The sequence below is a fragment of the Lactobacillus melliventris genome (assembly GCF_013346935.1).
GTDB lineage: Bacteria > Bacillota > Bacilli > Lactobacillales > Lactobacillaceae > Lactobacillus.
In genome coordinates this window covers 1-18202 of record NZ_JAAEEB010000009.1, presented here as the reverse complement: position 1 = coordinate 18202, position 18202 = coordinate 1, and the positions used below count along the sequence as shown (strand labels likewise).

Below are 18202 nucleotides of genomic sequence, written 5' to 3'. Positions count from 1 at the left end.
ATGAAAAAAATAATTTGCTCAATCTCACTATTAATAGGAATGTTCTTTTTATCTGGTTGCGGTAATAAAGTTGCCGATCAATCAGCTTTAAAAAATGTTCGTTCAGCCAATACTATTACTTGGGCTGTTGAGGGTGATAAAAAGCTATTTAGTTTAATTGATATCAGAGATGATAAAGAAAAAGGTTTTGATATTGATATGGCTAAAGCTATTACCAAAGAAATTTTAGGTCCAAAAGGTCAAGCTCGCTTTACTCTTGCCACTTCACAATCAAGAATACCTTTGCTGAAAAACGGCAATGTTGATGCGGTAATTGCCACTCTAACAATTACTCCAGAAAGAGCCCAAGTAATCAGTTTTTCTAAATCATATTTTCAGGCCGGTAAATCTTTTCTTGTTCCTAAAGGATCAGATATTAAAAAGCCCAGTGATCTTAATGGCAAAACTGTAATCGGGATCGTTGGCGATAACTCAGTTGAGGCTGTAAAGAAAGTTGCCCCCAGAGCAAAAGTTGTCGCTATGCAAGATTATGGTCAAGCAGTATCAGCTTTGAAATCTCATCAAGGCGACGCTTTGACCAGTGATAATGGTATTTTATATGGTCTAGCAGCACAAAGTCCTGATAGCCTTGAAGTAACTGGAGGAACTTATACTAAAGAACCTTATGGTATTGCAGTAAATAAAAATCAAGAACCTTTTCATAGAGCAATAAATCGAGCCATTGACAAGATTCAGAAAAGTGGAGAATACAATCGCTTAATCAAAAAGTGGTTCGGTCAAGTTCCTGGTTTTAACTATAAGGAGATGTATATTAAATGATTCGTATCTTCAATGATTTTAGTAGTCAACTATTCGCTGGGTTCGGCTGGACTATTTTATCAAGCTTGTTAACACTAGTATTTAGTCTGATTTTTGGTGTTTTATTAGCTCTATTAGAAGTTATTCCGAATAAAATAGCTAATTGGATTGGCAGGATTTACGTTGAAATCTTTCGTAATATTCCATTATTGATTATCGTAATGTTCTTTTATCTAATAGTACCTAAATATTTTGTTCAAATTGACGGTTTCACCGCTGGAACTATTGGTCTGTTCCTATATACCTCAGCTTTTATTGCGGAAATTATTCGTTCAGGTATTCAGTCGGTATCTCAAGGTCAAATGGAAGGTGCCAGGTCAACCGGTATGACTTATAGTCAGGCTATGCGTTATGTAATCTTACCTCAAGCACTTAAGATTGTTATTCCACCGCTTGGTAATCAGTTTGTTAATTTAATTAAAGATTCTTCAATACTGGCTTTTGTTGCAGGTTTTGATTTGATGTATCAAGCCAATGCAATTGCATCTGTAACTTTTGATACATTTAACAGTTACTTTGTAATTGGCATATTATATCTGGTAATTACTATGCCACTAAGTTATTACATGCGGCACTTAGAAAAGAGAATGGCGTAGGGAGGCGGCTTATAATGCAAACATGGATTAATGCCCTATCATGGTTAAACTTTGGCTTTTTGTTAAAAGGTCTGGCTGTTACATTATTTATTTCGATTTTTGCAATTGTATTGAGTTTCATTTTAGGTTCAGTCCTAGGAATAATTCGCTATGCTAAGATTAAATTTGTTTCGGCAATTGTAGGCTTTATTATTGATTTAGTTAGAAATCTACCTCTATTATTAATTATCTTTTTTACTTATTTTGGGTTACCAAATATTGGCCTCAGACCAGGGGCAATTTTATCAGCAATTATTGCTATGACAATCTTTGAGTCCAGCATGATTGCAGAAATTGTCCGCTCTGGTATTCAATCAGTAGCAATTGGCCAAATTGAAGGAGCCAGATCAACCGGGATGACATTTGTGCAGTCATTATGGCATGTTGTTTTGCCACAGGCCTATCGGCACATGATACCTACTATTATTGGACAGTTTGTTTCTTTAATTAAGGATACTTCTTTAGCAACTATTATTGTTGTCCCTGAACTTATGCAACATGCGCAAGTCATCTATGGTCAAAATGCTAATTATATTGTGCCAATGTTTGCGGCTTTAACGTTTTTATATTTTATCATCTGCTTTACATTATCTGTAGTTGGTAATAAACTTAATAAGCGTTTAGTATAGATAAAGCAAAAACTTTATTTTGAGATTTATCTTATTGACACGTATACTGAAGACGAGTATAATCATTTTAGTTGAGAACAAGAAGAAGCTTCCCGCTTCTCGCCTAAGTTAAGTTGACCTCTAGGCTGATCGATATTTTCTGTTGATTAAGGGCGGGTAAAGTTTACCCGTCTTTTTCTTGTCCTCAGATTAACACGGAGGTGAAGAATTATTCCAAGGAATTTGATATTGAACGATCAAATTCGCGCTCGCGAAGTTCGTTTAATTAATGAAGATGGTGAACAAGTTGGTGTTGTTACTAAAACTGAGGCTTTACGCCAAGCAAGTGTTGCAAATTTAGATTTAGTTCTAATTTCGCCTAATGCCAAGCCACCTGTTGCTCGTATCATGGACTATGGTAAGTACCGTTTCCAGCAACAAAAGAAGGTTAAAGAGTCCCGTAAAAAGTCTAAAACGGTCAGTGTCAAAGAAATCCGTTTAAGTCCAACGATTGAGGGTAACGATTTTAACACTAAGTTAAAACATGCGCGTAAATTTATCACTAAAGAAGGTGCTAAAGTACGCGTTTCGATCAGGTTCAGAGGTCGAGCAATCACTCATAAGGAACTAGGTCGTGAAGTATTGGAAAAAATGGCTGAAGCTACATCCGATATTGCTACTGTAGTTAGCAAACCTAAGATGGAAGGCCGTTCAATGTTCTTAATGCTCGCTCCGAAGAGTGACAAAAATAATTAGTTAATTTGGAGGAATTAGAAAATGCCAAAAATGAAAACCCACCGCGCTTCTGCTAAGCGTTTTAAGAGAACTGCTTCTGGTCAATTAAAGCGTCATCACGCTTTTACCGGCCACCGTTTCCACGGCAAGACTAAGAAACAACGTCGTCATTTGAGAAAGGCTGCAATGGTTTCACGCAGCGACTTGAAGCGCATCAAACAGATGCTCTCTCAAATGCGTTAATTACATCAATCAAACGATATTTAGGAGGAATTTTAGATGCCAAGAGTTAAGGGTGGAACAGTTACACGTAAACGTCGTAAAAAGATTATGAAGCTTGCCAAGGGTTACCGTGGCGCAAAGCATATGCAATTTAAGGCTGCAAGTACACAGTTATTTGTATCTTACAGATATGCATTTCGTGACAGAAGAAGACGTAAGAGCGACTTCAGAAAGTTATGGATTGCCAGAATCAATGCTGCAGCAAGACAAAATGATATTTCATATTCTAAGTTAATGCACGGCTTGAAATTAGCTGGTGTTGATATTAACCGTAAGATGTTAGCTGATATTGCTTATAACGATTCAAAGACCTTTGCAAAATTAGCAGAAACTGCTAAGAAGGCTTTAAATTAACCAAAATAGCGCTTATGGCGCTGTTTTTTTATGTCAAAATTTAGCACTTGCAGCTGATAATTTGGTATATTAAACTAGTGCAATGGATATGATGAAGGGAATTTTGCATGTTATTCAGACCTCGCTATACGATTGATACAATTTATCATTTAAATACTGCTGAGCTGCATAAAATGGGCATCAAAGCTGTTTTTTCAGATTTAGATAATACTCTTTTGGCTTGGAACGAGTTTGAAACTGCAGAAAAAATGAATAGTTTCAATAAGAAGTTAGAGCATGCTAAAATTAAGCTTGTTGTGATTTCTAATAACAATGCTGAAAGAGTGGGTAAAGTATTGAATCCTTATCATATAGACTTTGTTGCTAAATCCAAAAAGCCACTGCCTTTTGCGATCACCCGCAAAAGGAAAAGTATGGGTTTAAGAAAAGAACAAGTCATGATGGTAGGTGATCAGCTAATTACTGATATTCAGGCAGGAAATCTAGCTGGGGTAGAATCGGTGTTAGTAAAACCTCTTATTGAAACAGATAAATGGAATACCCGTATTAATCGTTTTTTTGAAAAAATTATTTTTTTCCTTTTGGGCTTATCACATCCCGTTAAATTTAAGGAGACTATCAAAAATGGATGACCAAATTATATGTATTGGTTGTGGTGCTGTTCTTCAATCTGATAATGTAGAAGAAGCCGGTTATCTTCCGGCTGCACGTTTAAAGCAGGCAAGAGAAAGCAAAGATGAGGATAATGACGTTTATTGTCAACGTTGCTTTCGTTTGCGTCATTATAATGAGATTATGCCAGTCAAAGCGGACAATGATGACTTTTTAAAGTTATTGAATTCGTTAGCAGAAAAAAAAGCTTTGGTCGTTAATGTGGTAGATCTGTTTGATTTTACTAACTCTTTGCTTTCGGCTCTCAAGCGTTTTATAGGTAATAATGATTTTATTTTAGTGGGCAATAAATTTGATCTCTTTCCCCAGAATTCTCGTCAAAGCAAAATTAAAGATTGGATGAGGCAAGAGGCTAATAGGATGGGATTATACCCTAAAAAAATCTTTTTGGTCAGTGCTAAAAATAAAAAGAACTTGCCGGAATTAATAAGTTACCTAGATCATAATTCCCGAGATCAAGATGTCTACTTTGTCGGAACGACTAATGTTGGAAAGTCAACTCTTCTTAATGCTATTATTGAGCAAATGGGTGATATTCAAAATTTGATTACTACTTCACGTTTTCCCGGGACCACGCTTGATAAGATTGAAATTCCGCTAACGAATGGTTACTTTTTAGTTGATACACCAGGTATTTTGACTAAGAATCAGTTGGCTACGCACTTAAACACCCAGGAACTGGAGTTAATATCGCCTCAAAAACAGCTTAAGCCGGTTACTTTTCAGCTTAGTCCAGGAAACAGTTTATTTTTGGCTGGTCTGGGCAGAGTTGACTATTTAAAAGGAAAAAAAGCAAGTTTTACAGTTTATGCAGCACGCGGATTGTATATTCACAGAACTAAAACCGAAAACGCAGACAGCTTTTACGAAAAGCATATTGGTGAATTACTTAGTCCACCTGCAAAAAGTGATAAGCTGCCTCTTTTAAAGGGTCAGGAATATCATACTGGTAGTAAAAGCGACTTGCTTTTTGGAGGAATTGGTTTTATTACAGTTCCTGCAGATTGTTTAGTTAAAATTTATACACCTGGTAAAATCGGACTGGGTATTAGACGAGCTTTAATTTAGAGGATATAATGATTGCTATTGCAAAAAATTATCAAAAAACACCTACTGTGGCTGTAGCGGAAGAAAAATTGACACCTAAAAAGGGTCGCCAGATCGGAATTTTTGGTGGCACTTTTAATCCTATTCATATCGGTCATTTGATAGTGGCTGAACAGGTATTGACTAAATTACACTTAGATGAAATTTGGTTTATTCCTACTAATGTGCCCCCGCTAAAAAATGAACCCAGTGTTTCTGCTCAAGATAGGGCAAATATGTTGGAGTTAGGTACTCAAGACAATCCCCGTTTTCAGGTAAAACTGTTTGAATTATATCGTGGAGGAGTATCTTATACTGTAGACACATTAAGATATTTACGTGAAACTCAGCCTGAAAACCATTATTACTTGATCATGGGTAGTGACCAAGTCAATAATTTAGGTGAATGGAAGGAACCGACAAAGTTGGCTCAATTAGCAACCTTAGTGGGTGTTCAAAGGGCTGGTTATCCTCAGAAAGCAAAATTGCCGATGATTTGGGTTGATTCTCCAGCTATAGATATTAGTTCGACTTTGATTAGACAAACGATTGCAATTGGAGGTTCAATCAGATATCTGGTACCTGATACAGTTAGAAATTATATTCATAAAAAGGGTTTATATCATGACTGATTTAGTATTTAAGAAAACATATTCTTCTTTATCAAGTTCTGAAATTATTGCTAAGGAAAAGAGCAATATGACTGCTGACCGCTTTGAACACTGTATAGGAGTCAGTAAAACTGCACGTAAATTGGCCGAGCTTAACCACTATGATGTAGATAAGGCAGCTTTAGCCGGGTTTATTCATGATTATGCTAAACAAGTTGCAGTTGATGAATATCGTGAAGTGATTAAAACACAAGGCTTCGATCAGGACCTGTTAAATTGGAATCGGAGCATTTGGCACGGTATTGTTGGTACCTATTTTATCCAAAGAGATTTAAAGATTAATGATCCGGAAATACTAACTGCAGTCCGCAAACATACTACTGCTGACGTTGAAATGACAACTTTAGATAAAATTGTGTTCATGGCTGATTATATTGAACCAGGCAGATCATTTCCAGGTGTTGAAGAAGCGCGTAAAATAACTTATGCTAATATTAACCAGGGAGTTGGCTACCAGTTAGCACACACTCTTAAATTTTTAATTGATAAAAGGAATAAAATCTATCCCCGTACTTTAGACGCATATAACGTTTGGGGTATTAATGAATAAGGAGAAAAATGACTAGCAAAGAATTATTGGCTTTTACGTTAAAAGCAATTGGCGACCGTCATGGAGAAGATACAGTAGCTTACGATATGCAAGGACATAGTATTTTAGCAGATTATTACGTAGTTACTAGTGCGGGCTCAAACAGACAGTTGCACGCAATAGCCAATGCAATTATTGACGAAGCTCACAAACATAATTATTATGATTACCGTGTTGAAGGTACGAGTGAATCCAACTGGCTTTTACTTGACTTGGGCGATGTTGTCGTAAATGTTTTTACTGAAGATGCTCGTGATTTTTATAATGTTGAAAAATTATGGGTCAATGGTAAAAAATTAGAATTAAAGGAAGATTAGCTAACCATGAGTGTAGTTGGGATCATTGCAGAATATAATCCCTTTCACAGTGGGCATGAATTCTTAATGAATCAGGCTCGTTATATAGCTGGAAGCAAAGACCCGATCATTGTCGTCATGTCTGGAAATTACGTTCAACGCGGCGAAATGGCAATAATGGATAAGTGGACTCGCGCCCAGACAGCACTTGCTAGTGGCGCTGACTTGGTATTTGAACTGCCATTTTCCACTTCAGTTGAGCCTGCAGATTTATTTGCACTCGGCAGCATCGACCAATTGGTAAAAGTGGGCGTTACTGATTTAATTTTTGGAGTTGAAGATGCTACTCAAAATTATGCTTATTTGGGTAGTAAAATTGCGGAAATTCCTCAAAGTCACATGGACTTTAATGATTACAGTCAGACTTATTCAACTCAATATAATCAGATGGTAGCACGTGAAGTTGGTCATGAAGTTAGTGAACCTAATGCGATTTTGGCTTTAGCTTATGCAGTAGCCAACCATAATTTAGGTACTCCTCTAGTTTTACATCCAATTAACCGCATCGGAGCAGGTCATGACGATGTTTTACAAAGTAATAAGGTAGTTCAAAGTGCAAGTGCAATTCGCAATATGATTTTGCATAATGAAGTTAGTTCTACATTAGAAGAATGGATGCCTAAAAAAGAAGTAAAATTACTTTTTAAACAAAAAAATTATCCCAATTGGAATCTGCTGTTTCCATTTTTAAAATACAGGTTAGAATCCTCTTCAATTTCAGAATTGCAGAATATATATCAGATGAGTGAAGGCCTGGAATATAAAATGAAGCAGGAAATACATACTGCACAAACGTTTACTGAGTTTTTACGTAGAGTAAAATCGAAACGGTATACGTATTCACGCTTGCGACGACTAAGTTTATATACTTTGATGAATGTGACCCAAGAGGATATGATTGACAGTTTTAATCATGAATCACTTTTGCTATTGGGATACAGTAAAGTAGGTAGGAAATATCTTAAACGGATTAGAAAAGAAACACCTGCAGATATCATTTCTAAAGTTGATCAGAAAAATACTCAAAGTGGCTCAATGAGGATGCAACTTCGGGTTGATCGCTTCTTTGAGCAACTGCTGCAAGTGGATCAAAACTTTGGCCGTCGTCCATTGGAGGTCTAAATGTTAAAACTGAATTATTCGCAGATCAAATATAGTAAGGAACCTGTAACTCATATTGAATGCGATTTGCAGGTAGCAGATGATTTTATTAAGCGAAGTCATGGTTTAGTCTATCGAGTTGATAGTGTTCTACTGACTGGAGATTTATTTTATAATCAACCATTTGTCACTGGCAATTTTCAGGTACAGGCAGATATTCTGGTACCATCCAGTCGCAGCTTAGATCCTGTTAAGTTTAAAGAAGATTTTCATTTTAGTGAAAATTATACAGATGTTGAGATAGCTAAAGAAGAGATTGATGAGAGTGATATTCCGATTGTCAAAGTCGAGCACGAAGTTATTGATCTGCAAAAAGCAATTGAGGATAACATTTTACTAAATATCCCAACAACAATTTTAACTACCAAAGAGCAAGAACAGGGCATTTATCCTGAAGGAAAAGGTTGGAGAGTCATTTCGGAAAAAGATTTTAATAAAAAGAAAGATGATCAAATCAATCCTGCTTTTGCTAAATTAAAAGATCTTTTTAATGAAAATAATGAAAAGATTCATAACGGAAATAATGATAATTAAATTAGTTAAAAAATCAGTATTAGCAAAATGCTGGTTTTTAATCTTGTTTTAAAAGCACTTTTAAAGTATGCTTTACTTGTTAATAACAATATAAATTAAATTAATCAAAATTAAATTTTAAAAAGGATGAATAAAAATGGCAAGAATCTTAATTGTTGAAGATGAAAAGAATTTGGCACGTTTCGTTGAGCTGGAACTAAAACACGAAAAGTATGACACAGTTGTTGAAGGCAACGGACGCAAAGCTTTGGACTTAGCGTTAAAAGAAGACTTTGATGCGATTTTGTTAGACTTGATGCTGCCTGACCTGAATGGCTTGGAAATAGCTCGCAGAGTGCGTCAGGTAAAGAGTACTCCTATCATAATGATGACCGCCCGTGATTCCGTCATTGATCGCGTTTCGGGTCTTGATCATGGAGCTGATGATTATATTGTTAAGCCATTTGCAATTGAAGAGCTTTTAGCTCGTCTGCGTGCAGTTTTACGCCGAGTAAAAATTGAAAAAGATGCTTCGGATGATTCGATAGAGAAAAAGGTTGTAAAGTTTAAAGATCTTACTATTGAAACCGCAAATAGAATTGTTCGCCGTGGTGATGGCAAAGCAGTGGACCTAACTAAGCGTGAATATAACTTATTAATGACTTTAATTAAGAATAAGAATAATGTTGTCAGCCGTGACCAATTGCTCGCTAAGATTTGGGGCCCCGGTTCAAATATTGAAACTAATGTGGTAGAAGTTTATGTGCGTTATCTGCGCAATAAAATTGACGTTCCCGGTAAGCAATCATATATCAAAACAGTTCGGGGGACTGGATACATGGTAAGAGATGAGGACGATGAAAAGGAATAAAAACCAAAAGAAAAAGGAGACCAAACACTCATCTCTGGTCGTGAGATGGGTAACTGTCGTGGCTTTGACAATTATGGTCTCTTTTGTTGTGTTTTCTGTAATAATATACTCATTTGTGGGCCAGCAATCCATGGTGCAACAAAAGCAGACTTCAAATGAAATGATATCTAAACTTAATAGTACTTTGACACGGATTCCAACTGAACTGCAGATAGCTAATGTTTCTTTTGCTCTCACACCGTCAGCTAGAGAAGTAATGAGAGGTAATCCTCCAATTAGATCTGACCAACAGGGCAATAGAGCTTTCAATGATGACCTATTATCTTCATTAACTAATCCTGATTTAAATGTAGTAGTTTATAATTTACACGGAGAAGATGTTTTTGATAATGGCGGTAAAATCCCTGCTTTTAAAAAGTTTCGGGATGATTATAAAATGTCACGTGTCACTAGAAGACGCAAACAGGAGCTACTAACTTACCAAACAGTGAGATCAGCTAAATCCGGTAAAATCACAGGCTATATTATTGTTGAAAATAAAATGTCATACTATAACGGCCTAATGAAGGATTTGTTAAAGTGGATGGTACGGATTTCATTGATAGCCGTTGTATTGTTCACATTAGTTGCCTACATAATAGTGCGCGATATTGTCAAACCTGTTAAGGAAATGTCCCATGTTGCTTTGGAAGTAAATGATGATCCTAATAGTACTGCTAGGATCAGGGATTTTCACCGTCATGATGAATTGCAGGAACTGGCGGTTTCATTCAACCAAATGCTTGATCGTATGCAACGCTATATTGATCAGCAAAAGGAGTTTGTGGGAGATGTTTCTCACGAATTACGCACACCGGTTGCTGTTATTGAAGGACATTTAAATATGCTCAAGCGTTGGGGTAAAGATGATCCCCAAATTTTAGCAGAATCTATCGACGCTTCTCTGCAGGAAGCCAAAAGAATGCAGCATCTTATTCAGGAAATGTTGGACTTAACTCGTGCCGAGCAAATTAATGTTCAATATCCTAATGCAGTTACCAAGGTCTCAGAGGTGTTAAAACGAGTTGTTGGTGATATGTCATTGGTACACAAGGATTTTACTATCAGGTTAGATATGGATGATCTGCCTCAAGATACAGAAATTCAGATTTACCAAGGGCACTTGGAACAACTCCTTGTCATATTAATTGACAACGGTGTTAAATACTCTACGGATCGTAAAGAAATGAATGTGTCAGCTGGCTTGTCACAGGATGAAGTTCACATTATAGTGCAAGACTATGGTGAAGGAATTTCCAAAAAAGAACAAAGTAAAATCTTTAACCGCTTTTATAGAGTGGATAAAGCTAGAACCAGAGAAAAAGGCGGTAATGGTTTAGGTTTATCAATTGCTCAAAAATTAGTTACTAGTTATCACGGTAAAATTAGCGTCGATTCTGTTGAGGGACAAGGTAGTCAGTTTATGATGGACTTCCCGGCTCTTTCGAAATCTCAGGCTGAAAGGCTGCGCAAGCGTGAAGAAGCTGAAAAAAGCAAAAAATAAAATAAATAAAAAAGGCCTGTATGTCAGTTAGTATGCTTGGCGAGTTACAAACATGCTATGACATCTACAGGTCTTTTTTAATACCTTTTATCAGTTAAGGCCGTTTTTGTTGCTTACCTTTGTTACGATTACGTAAGGATTCATGCAATTCTTTGGTTTCTTCAGTTTGCACTGGAGAACTTACTTGTGAATTAAGCAATTCATTAACTTTCTCTTTAGTCACTACTTCAGTAATAGGTTCCCGCTTTAATTCTTCATCTACTTCTTTCTTAACTTTTGGCGTGATGATATATGTTACCAGCAATTGCTGAATAATAGAGAAAAAGTTGCCGGCAGCCCAATACAGGGCAACGGAACCTGAAACGGAAAGACAGATAAAGAGTGTCATAATAGGGTTCATGAGCATCATTGACTGCATCTGCTTCTTTTGTTCTTGGGGAATTCCCACCAATGAAAGATATCCTTGTGCAAAAGCAAAAATTGTAGCAAAAATCGTGACTGAAATTGATCTGCTACTTAAGGAGATACCGAAAAATGATGAACTAGCCAAGCTCTTGGAATACATTACAGCATCATAAATACCAATCATAATAGGGAACTGGATAATCAGTGGCAAACAACCCATCCCACCGGTCAGAGATAAATGGTTTTTAGAGTAGAGTTCTCGCTGCCAACCTGCCAAGGTCATTTGTTGATCCTGATTCAGATCCTTACGTTTCATAGTATCCTGAATTAATTTCATCTGCGGTTGTAAACGAGACATTTTCTCTTGTTGTGTAGTTGATTTCTTTTGTTGATTAAGCATTAGAGGCAAAAGAATCATTCTAACTACAAGGGTCATTAAGATAATAGCCCAGCCAGCTCCATTTGCTCCACCTATGATATTGGAAAAGTAGAGCATGATATTTTGCATAGGCTTGCCGATAAACTTATAAATTGACCCATATATAAAGCCCGTCGGTGGCTTATTAGCTCCGCCACTCTGTGCACAAGCAGTGACAATTAGCATGACTGCCAAACAAATAGCAATTAATCCGATATATTTACGAAATTTTTTCATTCAACTCACCCAATTATTATTTTTTTGCCAATAACTAATATAATACATGAAAACCAGTTATTTTGCCTACTTTTATCAGTTTTTCTTTCTTGATAGTTGAAATTCGGGCAAATTGCGAAATATTTTTGGGTAATTCAGAGCAAAACTGATTGACTCTGTCCAGTTCAGCTTGTAAAGTAATTGTGACTGTTTCATCACTGTTATTGCGCACGTTTCCATCTAATCCCATCTTTTTAGCAAGGTTTAAAACGCTCCAGCGAAAGCCAACTCCTTGAACGATACCTGAGATAGTTAATTGCCAGGTTTCTCTTGTTTCATTGGTCGGATTGCTTTCTCTTTTAATTTTATGTTTGTTAAAAAATCCCATAATAATCCTTCCTATACTGCTTCCTTGATTTTAACATTTTAGCAGCTTCAAATTAAAAAATATATTGATAAAAACGAAAGAAGATTTCAAGATGCTAGAACAAATAAGTTCGGTAAACAATAATTTAATAAAAGATTTATCTAAATTAAAACAAAAAAAGTATCGCCAGAAAAACAATTTATACTTAATTGAAGGTTTTCACCTAATTGAAGAAGCACTCAAAGCAGGAGAAAAATACCTTTATCTGCTAGGAAGTGCTGCGGCAATCACTAAAATTAAAGAAAATTTTCCTGAAGTAATAACCAGTAAGAAAACTTTTATCATAAATTCGGCTATTGCTTATCACCTTTCTAGTACCAAAAATTCGCAGGATATTTTTATGGTCTTAAAAATTGCCCAACCTCATGACTATCAGGTTAATTTTGGCAAGTGGGTTCTTTTAGACCATTTGGCTGATCCTGGTAATGTAGGTACCATTATCAGGACGGCAGATGCTGCTGGCTTTGATGGTGTTGTTTTTTCTCCTGCAAGTGTTGATATCTATAATCCTAAAACTCAAAGGGCAATGCAAGGCAGTCAGTTTCATGTTAAATTAATTATGCAGGATCTAACAGAGGTTATTAAAGAAATGCAAGATAATTCGATACCTGTATATTCTAGTATGCTGGATAAAAATGCTAAGCAATTGTCTCAGTTTAATAAGGTGCCCCAATTAGGTTTGGTTATTGGCAACGAAGCTCATGGTGTTACTTCAGAAATAGCAGAAATGAGTGATGAAAAGTTATATATTCCTATTAAGGGCAAAGCTGAATCTTTAAATGCAGCCGTAGCTGCGGGTATTATAATCTATTATTTTGCTTAACTGCTAACACTTGTTTTTAGTAAGTATATTTAATATAATAAAAGACAAAGTTAAGCTTTCTTGTGGGAGGACGATATCATGACTCAAGGTATTAAGGACAAACGCTGTGCGGATTGTGGTGCTCCTAATTACGAATACTGCGAACATTTTATTAACGCATTCAAAATTATTGGCAAAAAGTGGAATGGACTAATCATTAGTTCTTTATGTGCTGGTGATTATATGCGCTTTAAAGACTTGGCTCAATGTGTATTGCCTTGCTCTGATCGTGTTTTGGTTGAAAGACTGAAGGAGCTGGAAAAGGAAAATATTGTTAATCGCTCCGTTGATAGCAAAACAAAGATTATCTCTTATAGTCTAACCAAAAAAGGGGCAGAGTTAAAACCCGTTTTCGATCAGATCCATGGTTGGGCTGATAAATGGGTTTAATTTTGCATATTCGCTTGCATGTTTTTCCAAAAAGTTATATTCTATTAACTAATTACAAAGAGTAAGACTAGTAGCAGCAATCATTTAGTCAGAGAAACTTTTTTATTGAGCTGAAAGAAAAGTTTAAACGGAACTGTGAATTTCATCTTACTAGTAGAATCTAATCCATTCCGGTATTCACCGTTAGCGAAATTGAAAGTGTGGACATTTTTGTTGTCCAAACTAGGGTGGTACCGCGAAGCTTCGTCCCTTTTGGGATGAAGCTTTTTTGTTTGATTTGAAAGGAAAATTTTTATGGACTTGTTTGACAGGTTAAAAGAGCTGCGTGAAAAAGGTCTGGTAGAGATCGATAAGGCTAAGAACGAGGAAATGTTAAATGATGTTCGCGTTAAATTAACTGGTCGCAAAAGTGAATTAACTGAAATCCTCCATTCAATGAAAGATATTGATCCCAGTGATAGACGTGAAGTAGGACAACGTGTTAATAAATTACGTGATCTTTTTAACAGCAAGCTGGATGACGCCAAAACAGAGATAGTAGAGGCATTAGTTGAAGAGCAGTTAAACAAAGAAAAAATAGACGTTACCTTACCCGGACGGGAAATGCACCTTGGTGCTAAGCACCCAATTAATATTATTTTGGATGACCTGGAAAAGTACTTTATTGGTATGGGTTATGAAGTTGTGCAGGGACCAGAAATTGAAACTGACCACTACTGCTTTGAAATGATGAACTTGCCTAAAGACCATCCGGCAAGGGACATGCAGGAAACTTTCTACATTGATTCTGATAACTTATTGCGTTCACAAACTTCAGGTGATCAGGCACGAGTTCTGGAAAAACATGATTTTGCTAAAGGTCCTTTAAAAATGGTGGGACCCGGTAAAGTGTATCGTCGCGATGATGATGATGCCACTCACTCCCATCAGTTTATGCAGATGGAAGGCTTAGTAGTTGATAAGAACATTACGATGGGGGACTTAAAGGGAACTCTAGAACTAATGGCCAAACATGTTTTTGGTCAAGATCGCGAAACCCGCCTTCGTCCTAGTTACTTTCCTTTTACTGAACCTTCTGTAGAAATGGACGTTTCCTGCTTCAATTGCAATGGCAAAGGCTGTTCAATTTGTAAATATACAGGTTGGATTGAAGTTTTAGGTGCCGGAATGGTTCACCCTAACGTGATAGAAAATGCTGGAATTGATTCCAATGTATATGGAGGTTTTGCCTTTGGTGTAGGATTGGATCGTTTCGCTATTCTTAAATATGGTATTGATGACATTCGTGATTTTTACACAAATGATGTCCGCTTCTTGGAACAGTTCAGTAGGGAGGAAAGATAATGCTAGTTTCATACAATTGGCTAAAGGATTTTATTAAGTTGGACCAGGATCCTAATGATTTGGCTGAAAAAATAACTCGGACAGGTGTTGAAGTAGCAGAAGTTAAACACCCTGAAGATGGTATGAAGAAGTTGGTAGTGGGTCATATTATTGACTGCAAACCAATTTCTGGTACGCACTTAAATTTAACTCACGTTGATGTAGGAGAAGCAGAACCATACCAAATTGTTTGCGGAGCTCCTAATGTGGCTGCCGGAGAAGACGTTGTGGTAGCTTTACCGGGTGCTAGAATTGCCGATAATGTTAAAATCAAGAAAACTAAATTGCGGGGCAATGAATCAAACGGTATGATTTGTGGCTTACAAGAAATAGGTTTTCCAGATAATTTGGTACCAGAAAAGTACACGGATGGTATCTATGTTTTGCCACAGGATGCGGAAATAAAACCCGGAGATTCAGCTTTTGAACTACTGGGAATGGATGACTATATTTTTGACTTTGACATTACTCCTAATCGTGCGGACACATTGTCAATGGAAGGCTCGGCGTATGAAGTTGGCGCCATCACTGATGTACCGGTTAAAGTTGAAGACGTAGTTGTTAAAGAAGATGGCCCAAATTGGGCCAACGATTTTACTGTCGATGTTGATTCCCAGCTTGCACCTAAATTTTACTTGCGTAAAATTAGTAATGTCAAAATTGCTGACAGCCCTCTATGGCTCCAAAGACGACTTTGGAATGCGGGAATAAGACCTATTAACAATGTGGTTGATGTGACCAACTATATTATGCTTTTAACCGGTCAACCGATGCATAGTTATGATGCGCGCGCTTTTAAGACCAACAAACTAGTAGTTAGAAAAGCTAACAAAGATGAAAAACTAACTTTGTTAAATAACAAAGAAGTTGATCTTGATCCTAACGACATTGTCATCACCAATGGTGAAGATGTGGTAATGATGGCAGGTGTAATGGGAGGTCTTAATTCAGAAATTGAACCAGACACTACAGATGTATTGTTAGAATCTGCTATTTTTGATCCTACTTTAATTAGGAAAGCCGCTCTGCGCCATGCCAATAGAACAGAAGCCTCTAGTCGTTATGAAAAAGGCGTTAACTGGGATGCTACTACCAGGGCGTTAGATATGGCTGCGCTTCTTTTACGCAATGATGCCTCTGGCACCATTAATGAAGGCGTCATTACAGGCAGTTCTGAAAAACGCAAACCTACCAAAATTACCACAACAATCTCTTATATCAATAGAGTATTAGGTACTGACATTTCTTCCTCAGAAATTGCTGCCATTTTTGCCCGCTTGAATTTTAAAATTGAAATTAACGGTGACAATTTAATTGTCGATGTACCCGCAAGGCGCTGGGATATTGCTATTCCTGCTGATCTGGTTGAGGAAGTAGGACGTTTATACGGCTATGATAATATTAAGTCTACCCAGCCGGTCCTAGCAGAAACACATGGCGGCTATTCTAAAAAAGAAGAAACTATTAGACGTATTAAAAATGTAGTTCAAGGTCAAGGCTTAATTGAAGCTATTTCCTATTCATTAACCTCGCTTGAAAAAGCAATTGGCTTTTCCAAGGAACCTAAAAAGCCCGTTGCAGTCCAAATGCCGTTGAATTCCAATCGTTCAACTTTAAGACAAAACTTAATGACGGGTTTGGTCGATGCCGCGAGCTACAATATGGCACGTAAGCAAAATCAGTTAGCAATTTTTGAACAAGGACGTGTCTATGATTTTGAAAATAACAAATATAATGAGCATGAACATTTAGCTGCACTGTATAGCGGTAACGTTTATTTTGAAAACTGGCAGAATGATAATGAAAAAATTGATTTCTTTTATGTTAAAGGTCAATTGACTAATCTGTTCTTAGCTCTGGGAATTAATTTGAATGATGTTGAATACCGGGCTGAAGTAATCATGTACATGCATCCTACTAGAACAGCCGGCATTTACATTAAAAACAAATATGTGGGCATGATTGGTATGCTGGATCGTCCAGTGACCCAATCTAATAAGGCAATGAAAGATAGCGAAATTTACGGCTACGAATTAAATCTTGATGACATTATTCCGTTAATTCTTAATCCGCAGACTACAGCTCAAAGCGCTCCTAAGTTTCCTGCAGTTGAACGCGATCTGTCAATCTTAGTAGATAATGATGTAACTAATCAAGCTGTTGAGGATGTTATTAAAGCAAATGGTGGAAAATATCTTTATAACCTCCGTATTATTGATGTCTATCGCGGTTCTCACATTGCTGAAGATAAAAAGAGCTTTGCTTATCGTTTAACATTTCTCAATGAAAATGACACATTAACTGATGAAATCGTTAATAAAGCAATGAATTCTATTGATGCTAGTCTTGAAAAACAACTTAAAGTAGAAATACGTTAATTATTGACATTAAACGTTTAAGTGAATATCATAGACCAATGCAAAAAGAATTTTAACTTTAAGGAGTAGAAAGTTTTATGCCTGAAAAATCATATCCGATGACTGCTGAAGGTAAAGAAAAACTTGAAGCAGAATTAAAAAATTTAAAAGTTGTAAAGCGGCCAGAAGTAATTGAAAGAATCAAGGTTGCCCGTTCTTATGGCGATTTATCCGAAAACTCGGAATATGATGCAGCCAAAGATGAGCAAAGCCATCTTGAAGACCGCATTAGCGTTGTTGAAGACATGCTTAAGTACGCTCATGTTGTAGATGCTAATGCCAGTGATCCTGATGAAGTTGCTGTAGGTAAAACTGTTACCTATACTGAAGTTGGTGAAGATGAACCGGAGACATATACAATTGTTGGTAGTGACGAATCAGATCCAATGAATGGTAAGATTTCTAATGATTCACCGATTGCACAAGCAATTTTGGGTAAGAAAAAAGGTGAAACAGTAACTATTTCAACACCTGGTGGCAAATTTGATGTAGTAATTAATAAAGTTGAAGAAAAATAACTAGTTTGACAGAGTTATTTTAGCTAAGGCTTATAAAAACAAAAAGACCAGAACAGTTAGCCTTCCACAAAAGAAGCGGTAACCGTGAAGTTAACCCTCTAGATTTGAAGTGCAACTAAAAAGTTAGACATTTTAATATTACGCAAGACTCAATGCACGATTTCGATATTTGATCGGGGTCGTGTATTTTAGTTTGTTTGATCTTCTAATATGATTGAACCAGTAAACGTAA

General features: G+C 36.6%; 23 protein-coding genes and 2 other annotated features. Of the genes, 20 read left to right on the top strand and 3 right to left on the bottom strand.

The annotated features are described in order from the left end of the window. The 15 genes from GYV61_RS07835 to GYV61_RS07765 all read left to right on the top strand — a co-directional run bounded on the left by GYV61_RS07835 (position 1) and on the right by GYV61_RS07765 (position 10934). A complete protein-coding gene (locus GYV61_RS07835) occupies positions 1-819 on the top strand; it encodes a transporter substrate-binding domain-containing protein (RefSeq protein ID WP_174795397.1) in 819 nt (272 codons plus the stop codon). Further along, on the top strand, positions 816-1454 hold the full coding sequence (locus tag GYV61_RS07830) for an amino acid ABC transporter permease (RefSeq protein WP_174795396.1): 639 nt from the start codon (positions 816-818) through the stop codon (positions 1452-1454). Before GYV61_RS07835 ends, GYV61_RS07830 begins: the two co-directional genes overlap by 4 nt. A 14-nt stretch (positions 1455-1468) precedes the next feature. After that, on the top strand, positions 1469-2122 hold the full coding sequence (locus GYV61_RS07825; RefSeq protein ID WP_174795395.1) for an amino acid ABC transporter permease: 654 nt from the start codon (positions 1469-1471) through the stop codon (positions 2120-2122). A gap of 73 nt (positions 2123-2195) precedes the next feature. Then, positions 2196-2307 (top strand) — a sequence feature (ribosomal protein L20 leader region). A 37-nt stretch (positions 2308-2344) separates the two neighbouring features. Then, a complete protein-coding gene (infC, locus tag GYV61_RS07820) occupies positions 2345-2857 on the top strand; it encodes a translation initiation factor IF-3 (protein ID WP_046325116.1) in 513 nt (170 codons plus the stop codon). 21 nt (positions 2858-2878) lie between these two features. Further along, entirely contained in the window at positions 2879-3079 is a 201-nt protein-coding gene (gene rpmI / locus GYV61_RS07815; RefSeq protein WP_034980158.1) for a 50S ribosomal protein L35, read from the top strand. A gap of 36 nt (positions 3080-3115) precedes the next feature. Continuing rightward, a complete protein-coding gene (rplT, locus tag GYV61_RS07810) occupies positions 3116-3472 on the top strand; it encodes a 50S ribosomal protein L20 (protein WP_034980161.1) in 357 nt (118 codons plus the stop codon). 107 nt (positions 3473-3579) lie between these two features. After that, complete coding sequence (locus GYV61_RS07805) at positions 3580-4104, top strand: YqeG family HAD IIIA-type phosphatase (RefSeq protein WP_046325115.1); 525 nt, start codon at positions 3580-3582, stop codon at positions 4102-4104. Then, positions 4097-5212, top strand: coding sequence for a ribosome biogenesis GTPase YqeH (yqeH, locus tag GYV61_RS07800; RefSeq protein ID WP_174795394.1), 1116 nt, complete (start codon positions 4097-4099; stop codon positions 5210-5212). The genes GYV61_RS07805 and yqeH overlap by 8 nt, the downstream gene beginning before the upstream one ends. A gap of 8 nt (positions 5213-5220) precedes the next feature. Continuing rightward, positions 5221-5862 (top strand): nicotinate-nucleotide adenylyltransferase, encoded by a 642-nt coding sequence (locus GYV61_RS07795; RefSeq protein ID WP_046325113.1) that lies wholly within the window; start codon positions 5221-5223, stop codon positions 5860-5862. Beyond that, positions 5855-6451, top strand: coding sequence for a bis(5'-nucleosyl)-tetraphosphatase (symmetrical) YqeK (gene yqeK / locus GYV61_RS07790; protein WP_046325112.1), 597 nt, complete (start codon positions 5855-5857; stop codon positions 6449-6451). Before GYV61_RS07795 ends, yqeK begins: the two co-directional genes overlap by 8 nt. An 8-nt stretch (positions 6452-6459) precedes the next feature. Next, complete coding sequence (gene rsfS / locus GYV61_RS07785) at positions 6460-6807, top strand: ribosome silencing factor (RefSeq protein WP_174795393.1); 348 nt, start codon at positions 6460-6462, stop codon at positions 6805-6807. A 6-nt stretch (positions 6808-6813) separates the two neighbouring features. Next, the gene (locus GYV61_RS07780) at positions 6814-7968 is read left to right on the top strand and encodes a nucleotidyltransferase (protein WP_174795392.1); all 1155 of its coding nucleotides are present in this window, start codon (positions 6814-6816) and stop codon (positions 7966-7968) included. Next, positions 7969-8541 carry a DUF177 domain-containing protein gene (locus GYV61_RS07775; protein WP_174795391.1) on the top strand — a complete coding sequence of 191 codons (573 nt, stop codon included), beginning with the start codon at positions 7969-7971 and terminating at the stop codon, positions 8539-8541. A 136-nt stretch (positions 8542-8677) separates the two neighbouring features. Beyond that, positions 8678-9391 carry a response regulator transcription factor gene (locus GYV61_RS07770; RefSeq protein ID WP_046325108.1) on the top strand — a complete coding sequence of 238 codons (714 nt, stop codon included), beginning with the start codon at positions 8678-8680 and terminating at the stop codon, positions 9389-9391. After that, entirely contained in the window at positions 9378-10934 is a 1557-nt protein-coding gene (locus GYV61_RS07765) for a HAMP domain-containing sensor histidine kinase (RefSeq protein ID WP_174795390.1), read from the top strand. Before GYV61_RS07770 ends, GYV61_RS07765 begins: the two co-directional genes overlap by 14 nt. A 94-nt stretch (positions 10935-11028) precedes the next feature. Here GYV61_RS07765 and yidC read toward each other — a convergent pair whose 3' ends face one another. Together yidC and GYV61_RS07755 are read right to left on the bottom strand one after the other, a co-directional pair. After that, entirely contained in the window at positions 11029-11994 is a 966-nt protein-coding gene (gene yidC, locus GYV61_RS07760) for a membrane protein insertase YidC (RefSeq protein WP_122037759.1), read from the bottom strand. 34 nt (positions 11995-12028) lie between these two features. Continuing rightward, the gene (locus GYV61_RS07755) at positions 12029-12361 is read right to left on the bottom strand and encodes an acylphosphatase (RefSeq protein ID WP_046325105.1); all 333 of its coding nucleotides are present in this window, start codon (positions 12359-12361) and stop codon (positions 12029-12031) included. A gap of 91 nt (positions 12362-12452) precedes the next feature. Between GYV61_RS07755 and GYV61_RS07750 the strand changes: the two genes are divergently transcribed. The 5 genes from GYV61_RS07750 (at position 12453) to greA (ending at position 17970) form a co-directional block, all read left to right on the top strand. Continuing rightward, positions 12453-13223: a TrmH family RNA methyltransferase gene (locus GYV61_RS07750; protein ID WP_174795389.1), complete on the top strand. Its 771-nt coding sequence runs from the start codon at positions 12453-12455 to the stop codon at positions 13221-13223. A 78-nt stretch (positions 13224-13301) separates the two neighbouring features. Further along, the gene (locus tag GYV61_RS07745) at positions 13302-13652 is read left to right on the top strand and encodes a winged helix-turn-helix transcriptional regulator (protein ID WP_046325103.1); all 351 of its coding nucleotides are present in this window, start codon (positions 13302-13304) and stop codon (positions 13650-13652) included. A gap of 48 nt (positions 13653-13700) precedes the next feature. Next, positions 13701-13906: a binding site (T-box leader), on the top strand. 40 nt (positions 13907-13946) lie between these two features. Continuing rightward, complete coding sequence (pheS, locus tag GYV61_RS07740) at positions 13947-14996, top strand: phenylalanine--tRNA ligase subunit alpha (protein WP_046325102.1); 1050 nt, start codon at positions 13947-13949, stop codon at positions 14994-14996. Beyond that, the gene (pheT, locus tag GYV61_RS07735; RefSeq protein WP_174795388.1) at positions 14996-17413 is read left to right on the top strand and encodes a phenylalanine--tRNA ligase subunit beta; all 2418 of its coding nucleotides are present in this window, start codon (positions 14996-14998) and stop codon (positions 17411-17413) included. Before pheS ends, pheT begins: the two co-directional genes overlap by 1 nt. 77 nt (positions 17414-17490) lie before the next feature. Further along, a complete protein-coding gene (gene greA / locus GYV61_RS07730) occupies positions 17491-17970 on the top strand; it encodes a transcription elongation factor GreA (protein WP_046325100.1) in 480 nt (159 codons plus the stop codon). A gap of 138 nt (positions 17971-18108) precedes the next feature. Here greA and GYV61_RS07725 read toward each other — a convergent pair. Next, positions 18109-18202, bottom strand: a 94-nt coding sequence (locus tag GYV61_RS07725) for an IS3 family transposase (RefSeq protein WP_147444110.1), incomplete at its 5' end; no start/stop codon positions are given.

Bases quoted from the DNA above. Each gene is read 5' to 3' on its own strand.
- rplT (WP_034980161.1), top strand. From the start codon at position 3,116: ATGCCAAGAGTTAAGGGTGGAACAGTTACACGTAAACGTCGTAAAAAG.
- yqeK (WP_046325112.1), top strand. From the start codon at position 5,855: ATGACTGATTTAGTATTTAAGAAAACATATTCTTCTTTATCAAGTTCT.
- GYV61_RS07770 (WP_046325108.1), top strand. From the start codon at position 8,678: ATGGCAAGAATCTTAATTGTTGAAGATGAAAAGAATTTGGCACGTTTC.
- GYV61_RS07775 (WP_174795391.1), top strand. From the start codon at position 7,969: ATGTTAAAACTGAATTATTCGCAGATCAAATATAGTAAGGAACCTGTA.
- GYV61_RS07835 (WP_174795397.1), top strand. From the start codon at position 1: ATGAAAAAAATAATTTGCTCAATCTCACTATTAATAGGAATGTTCTTT.
- yidC (WP_122037759.1), bottom strand. From the start codon at position 11,994: ATGAAAAAATTTCGTAAATATATCGGATTAATTGCTATTTGTTTGGCA.
- GYV61_RS07795 (WP_046325113.1), top strand. From the start codon at position 5,221: ATGATTGCTATTGCAAAAAATTATCAAAAAACACCTACTGTGGCTGTA.
- GYV61_RS07780 (WP_174795392.1), top strand. From the start codon at position 6,814: ATGAGTGTAGTTGGGATCATTGCAGAATATAATCCCTTTCACAGTGGG.
- GYV61_RS07830 (WP_174795396.1), top strand. From the start codon at position 816: ATGATTCGTATCTTCAATGATTTTAGTAGTCAACTATTCGCTGGGTTC.
- GYV61_RS07745 (WP_046325103.1), top strand. From the start codon at position 13,302: ATGACTCAAGGTATTAAGGACAAACGCTGTGCGGATTGTGGTGCTCCT.
- GYV61_RS07805 (WP_046325115.1), top strand. From the start codon at position 3,580: ATGTTATTCAGACCTCGCTATACGATTGATACAATTTATCATTTAAAT.
- rpmI (WP_034980158.1), top strand. From the start codon at position 2,879: ATGCCAAAAATGAAAACCCACCGCGCTTCTGCTAAGCGTTTTAAGAGA.
- GYV61_RS07750 (WP_174795389.1), top strand. From the start codon at position 12,453: ATGCTAGAACAAATAAGTTCGGTAAACAATAATTTAATAAAAGATTTA.
- rsfS (WP_174795393.1), top strand. From the start codon at position 6,460: ATGACTAGCAAAGAATTATTGGCTTTTACGTTAAAAGCAATTGGCGAC.
- greA (WP_046325100.1), top strand. From the start codon at position 17,491: ATGCCTGAAAAATCATATCCGATGACTGCTGAAGGTAAAGAAAAACTT.
- GYV61_RS07825 (WP_174795395.1), top strand. From the start codon at position 1,469: ATGCAAACATGGATTAATGCCCTATCATGGTTAAACTTTGGCTTTTTG.
- pheT (WP_174795388.1), top strand. From the start codon at position 14,996: ATGCTAGTTTCATACAATTGGCTAAAGGATTTTATTAAGTTGGACCAG.
- pheS (WP_046325102.1), top strand. From the start codon at position 13,947: ATGGACTTGTTTGACAGGTTAAAAGAGCTGCGTGAAAAAGGTCTGGTA.
- GYV61_RS07755 (WP_046325105.1), bottom strand. From the start codon at position 12,361: ATGGGATTTTTTAACAAACATAAAATTAAAAGAGAAAGCAATCCGACC.
- GYV61_RS07765 (WP_174795390.1), top strand. From the start codon at position 9,378: ATGAAAAGGAATAAAAACCAAAAGAAAAAGGAGACCAAACACTCATCT.
- yqeH (WP_174795394.1), top strand. From the start codon at position 4,097: ATGGATGACCAAATTATATGTATTGGTTGTGGTGCTGTTCTTCAATCT.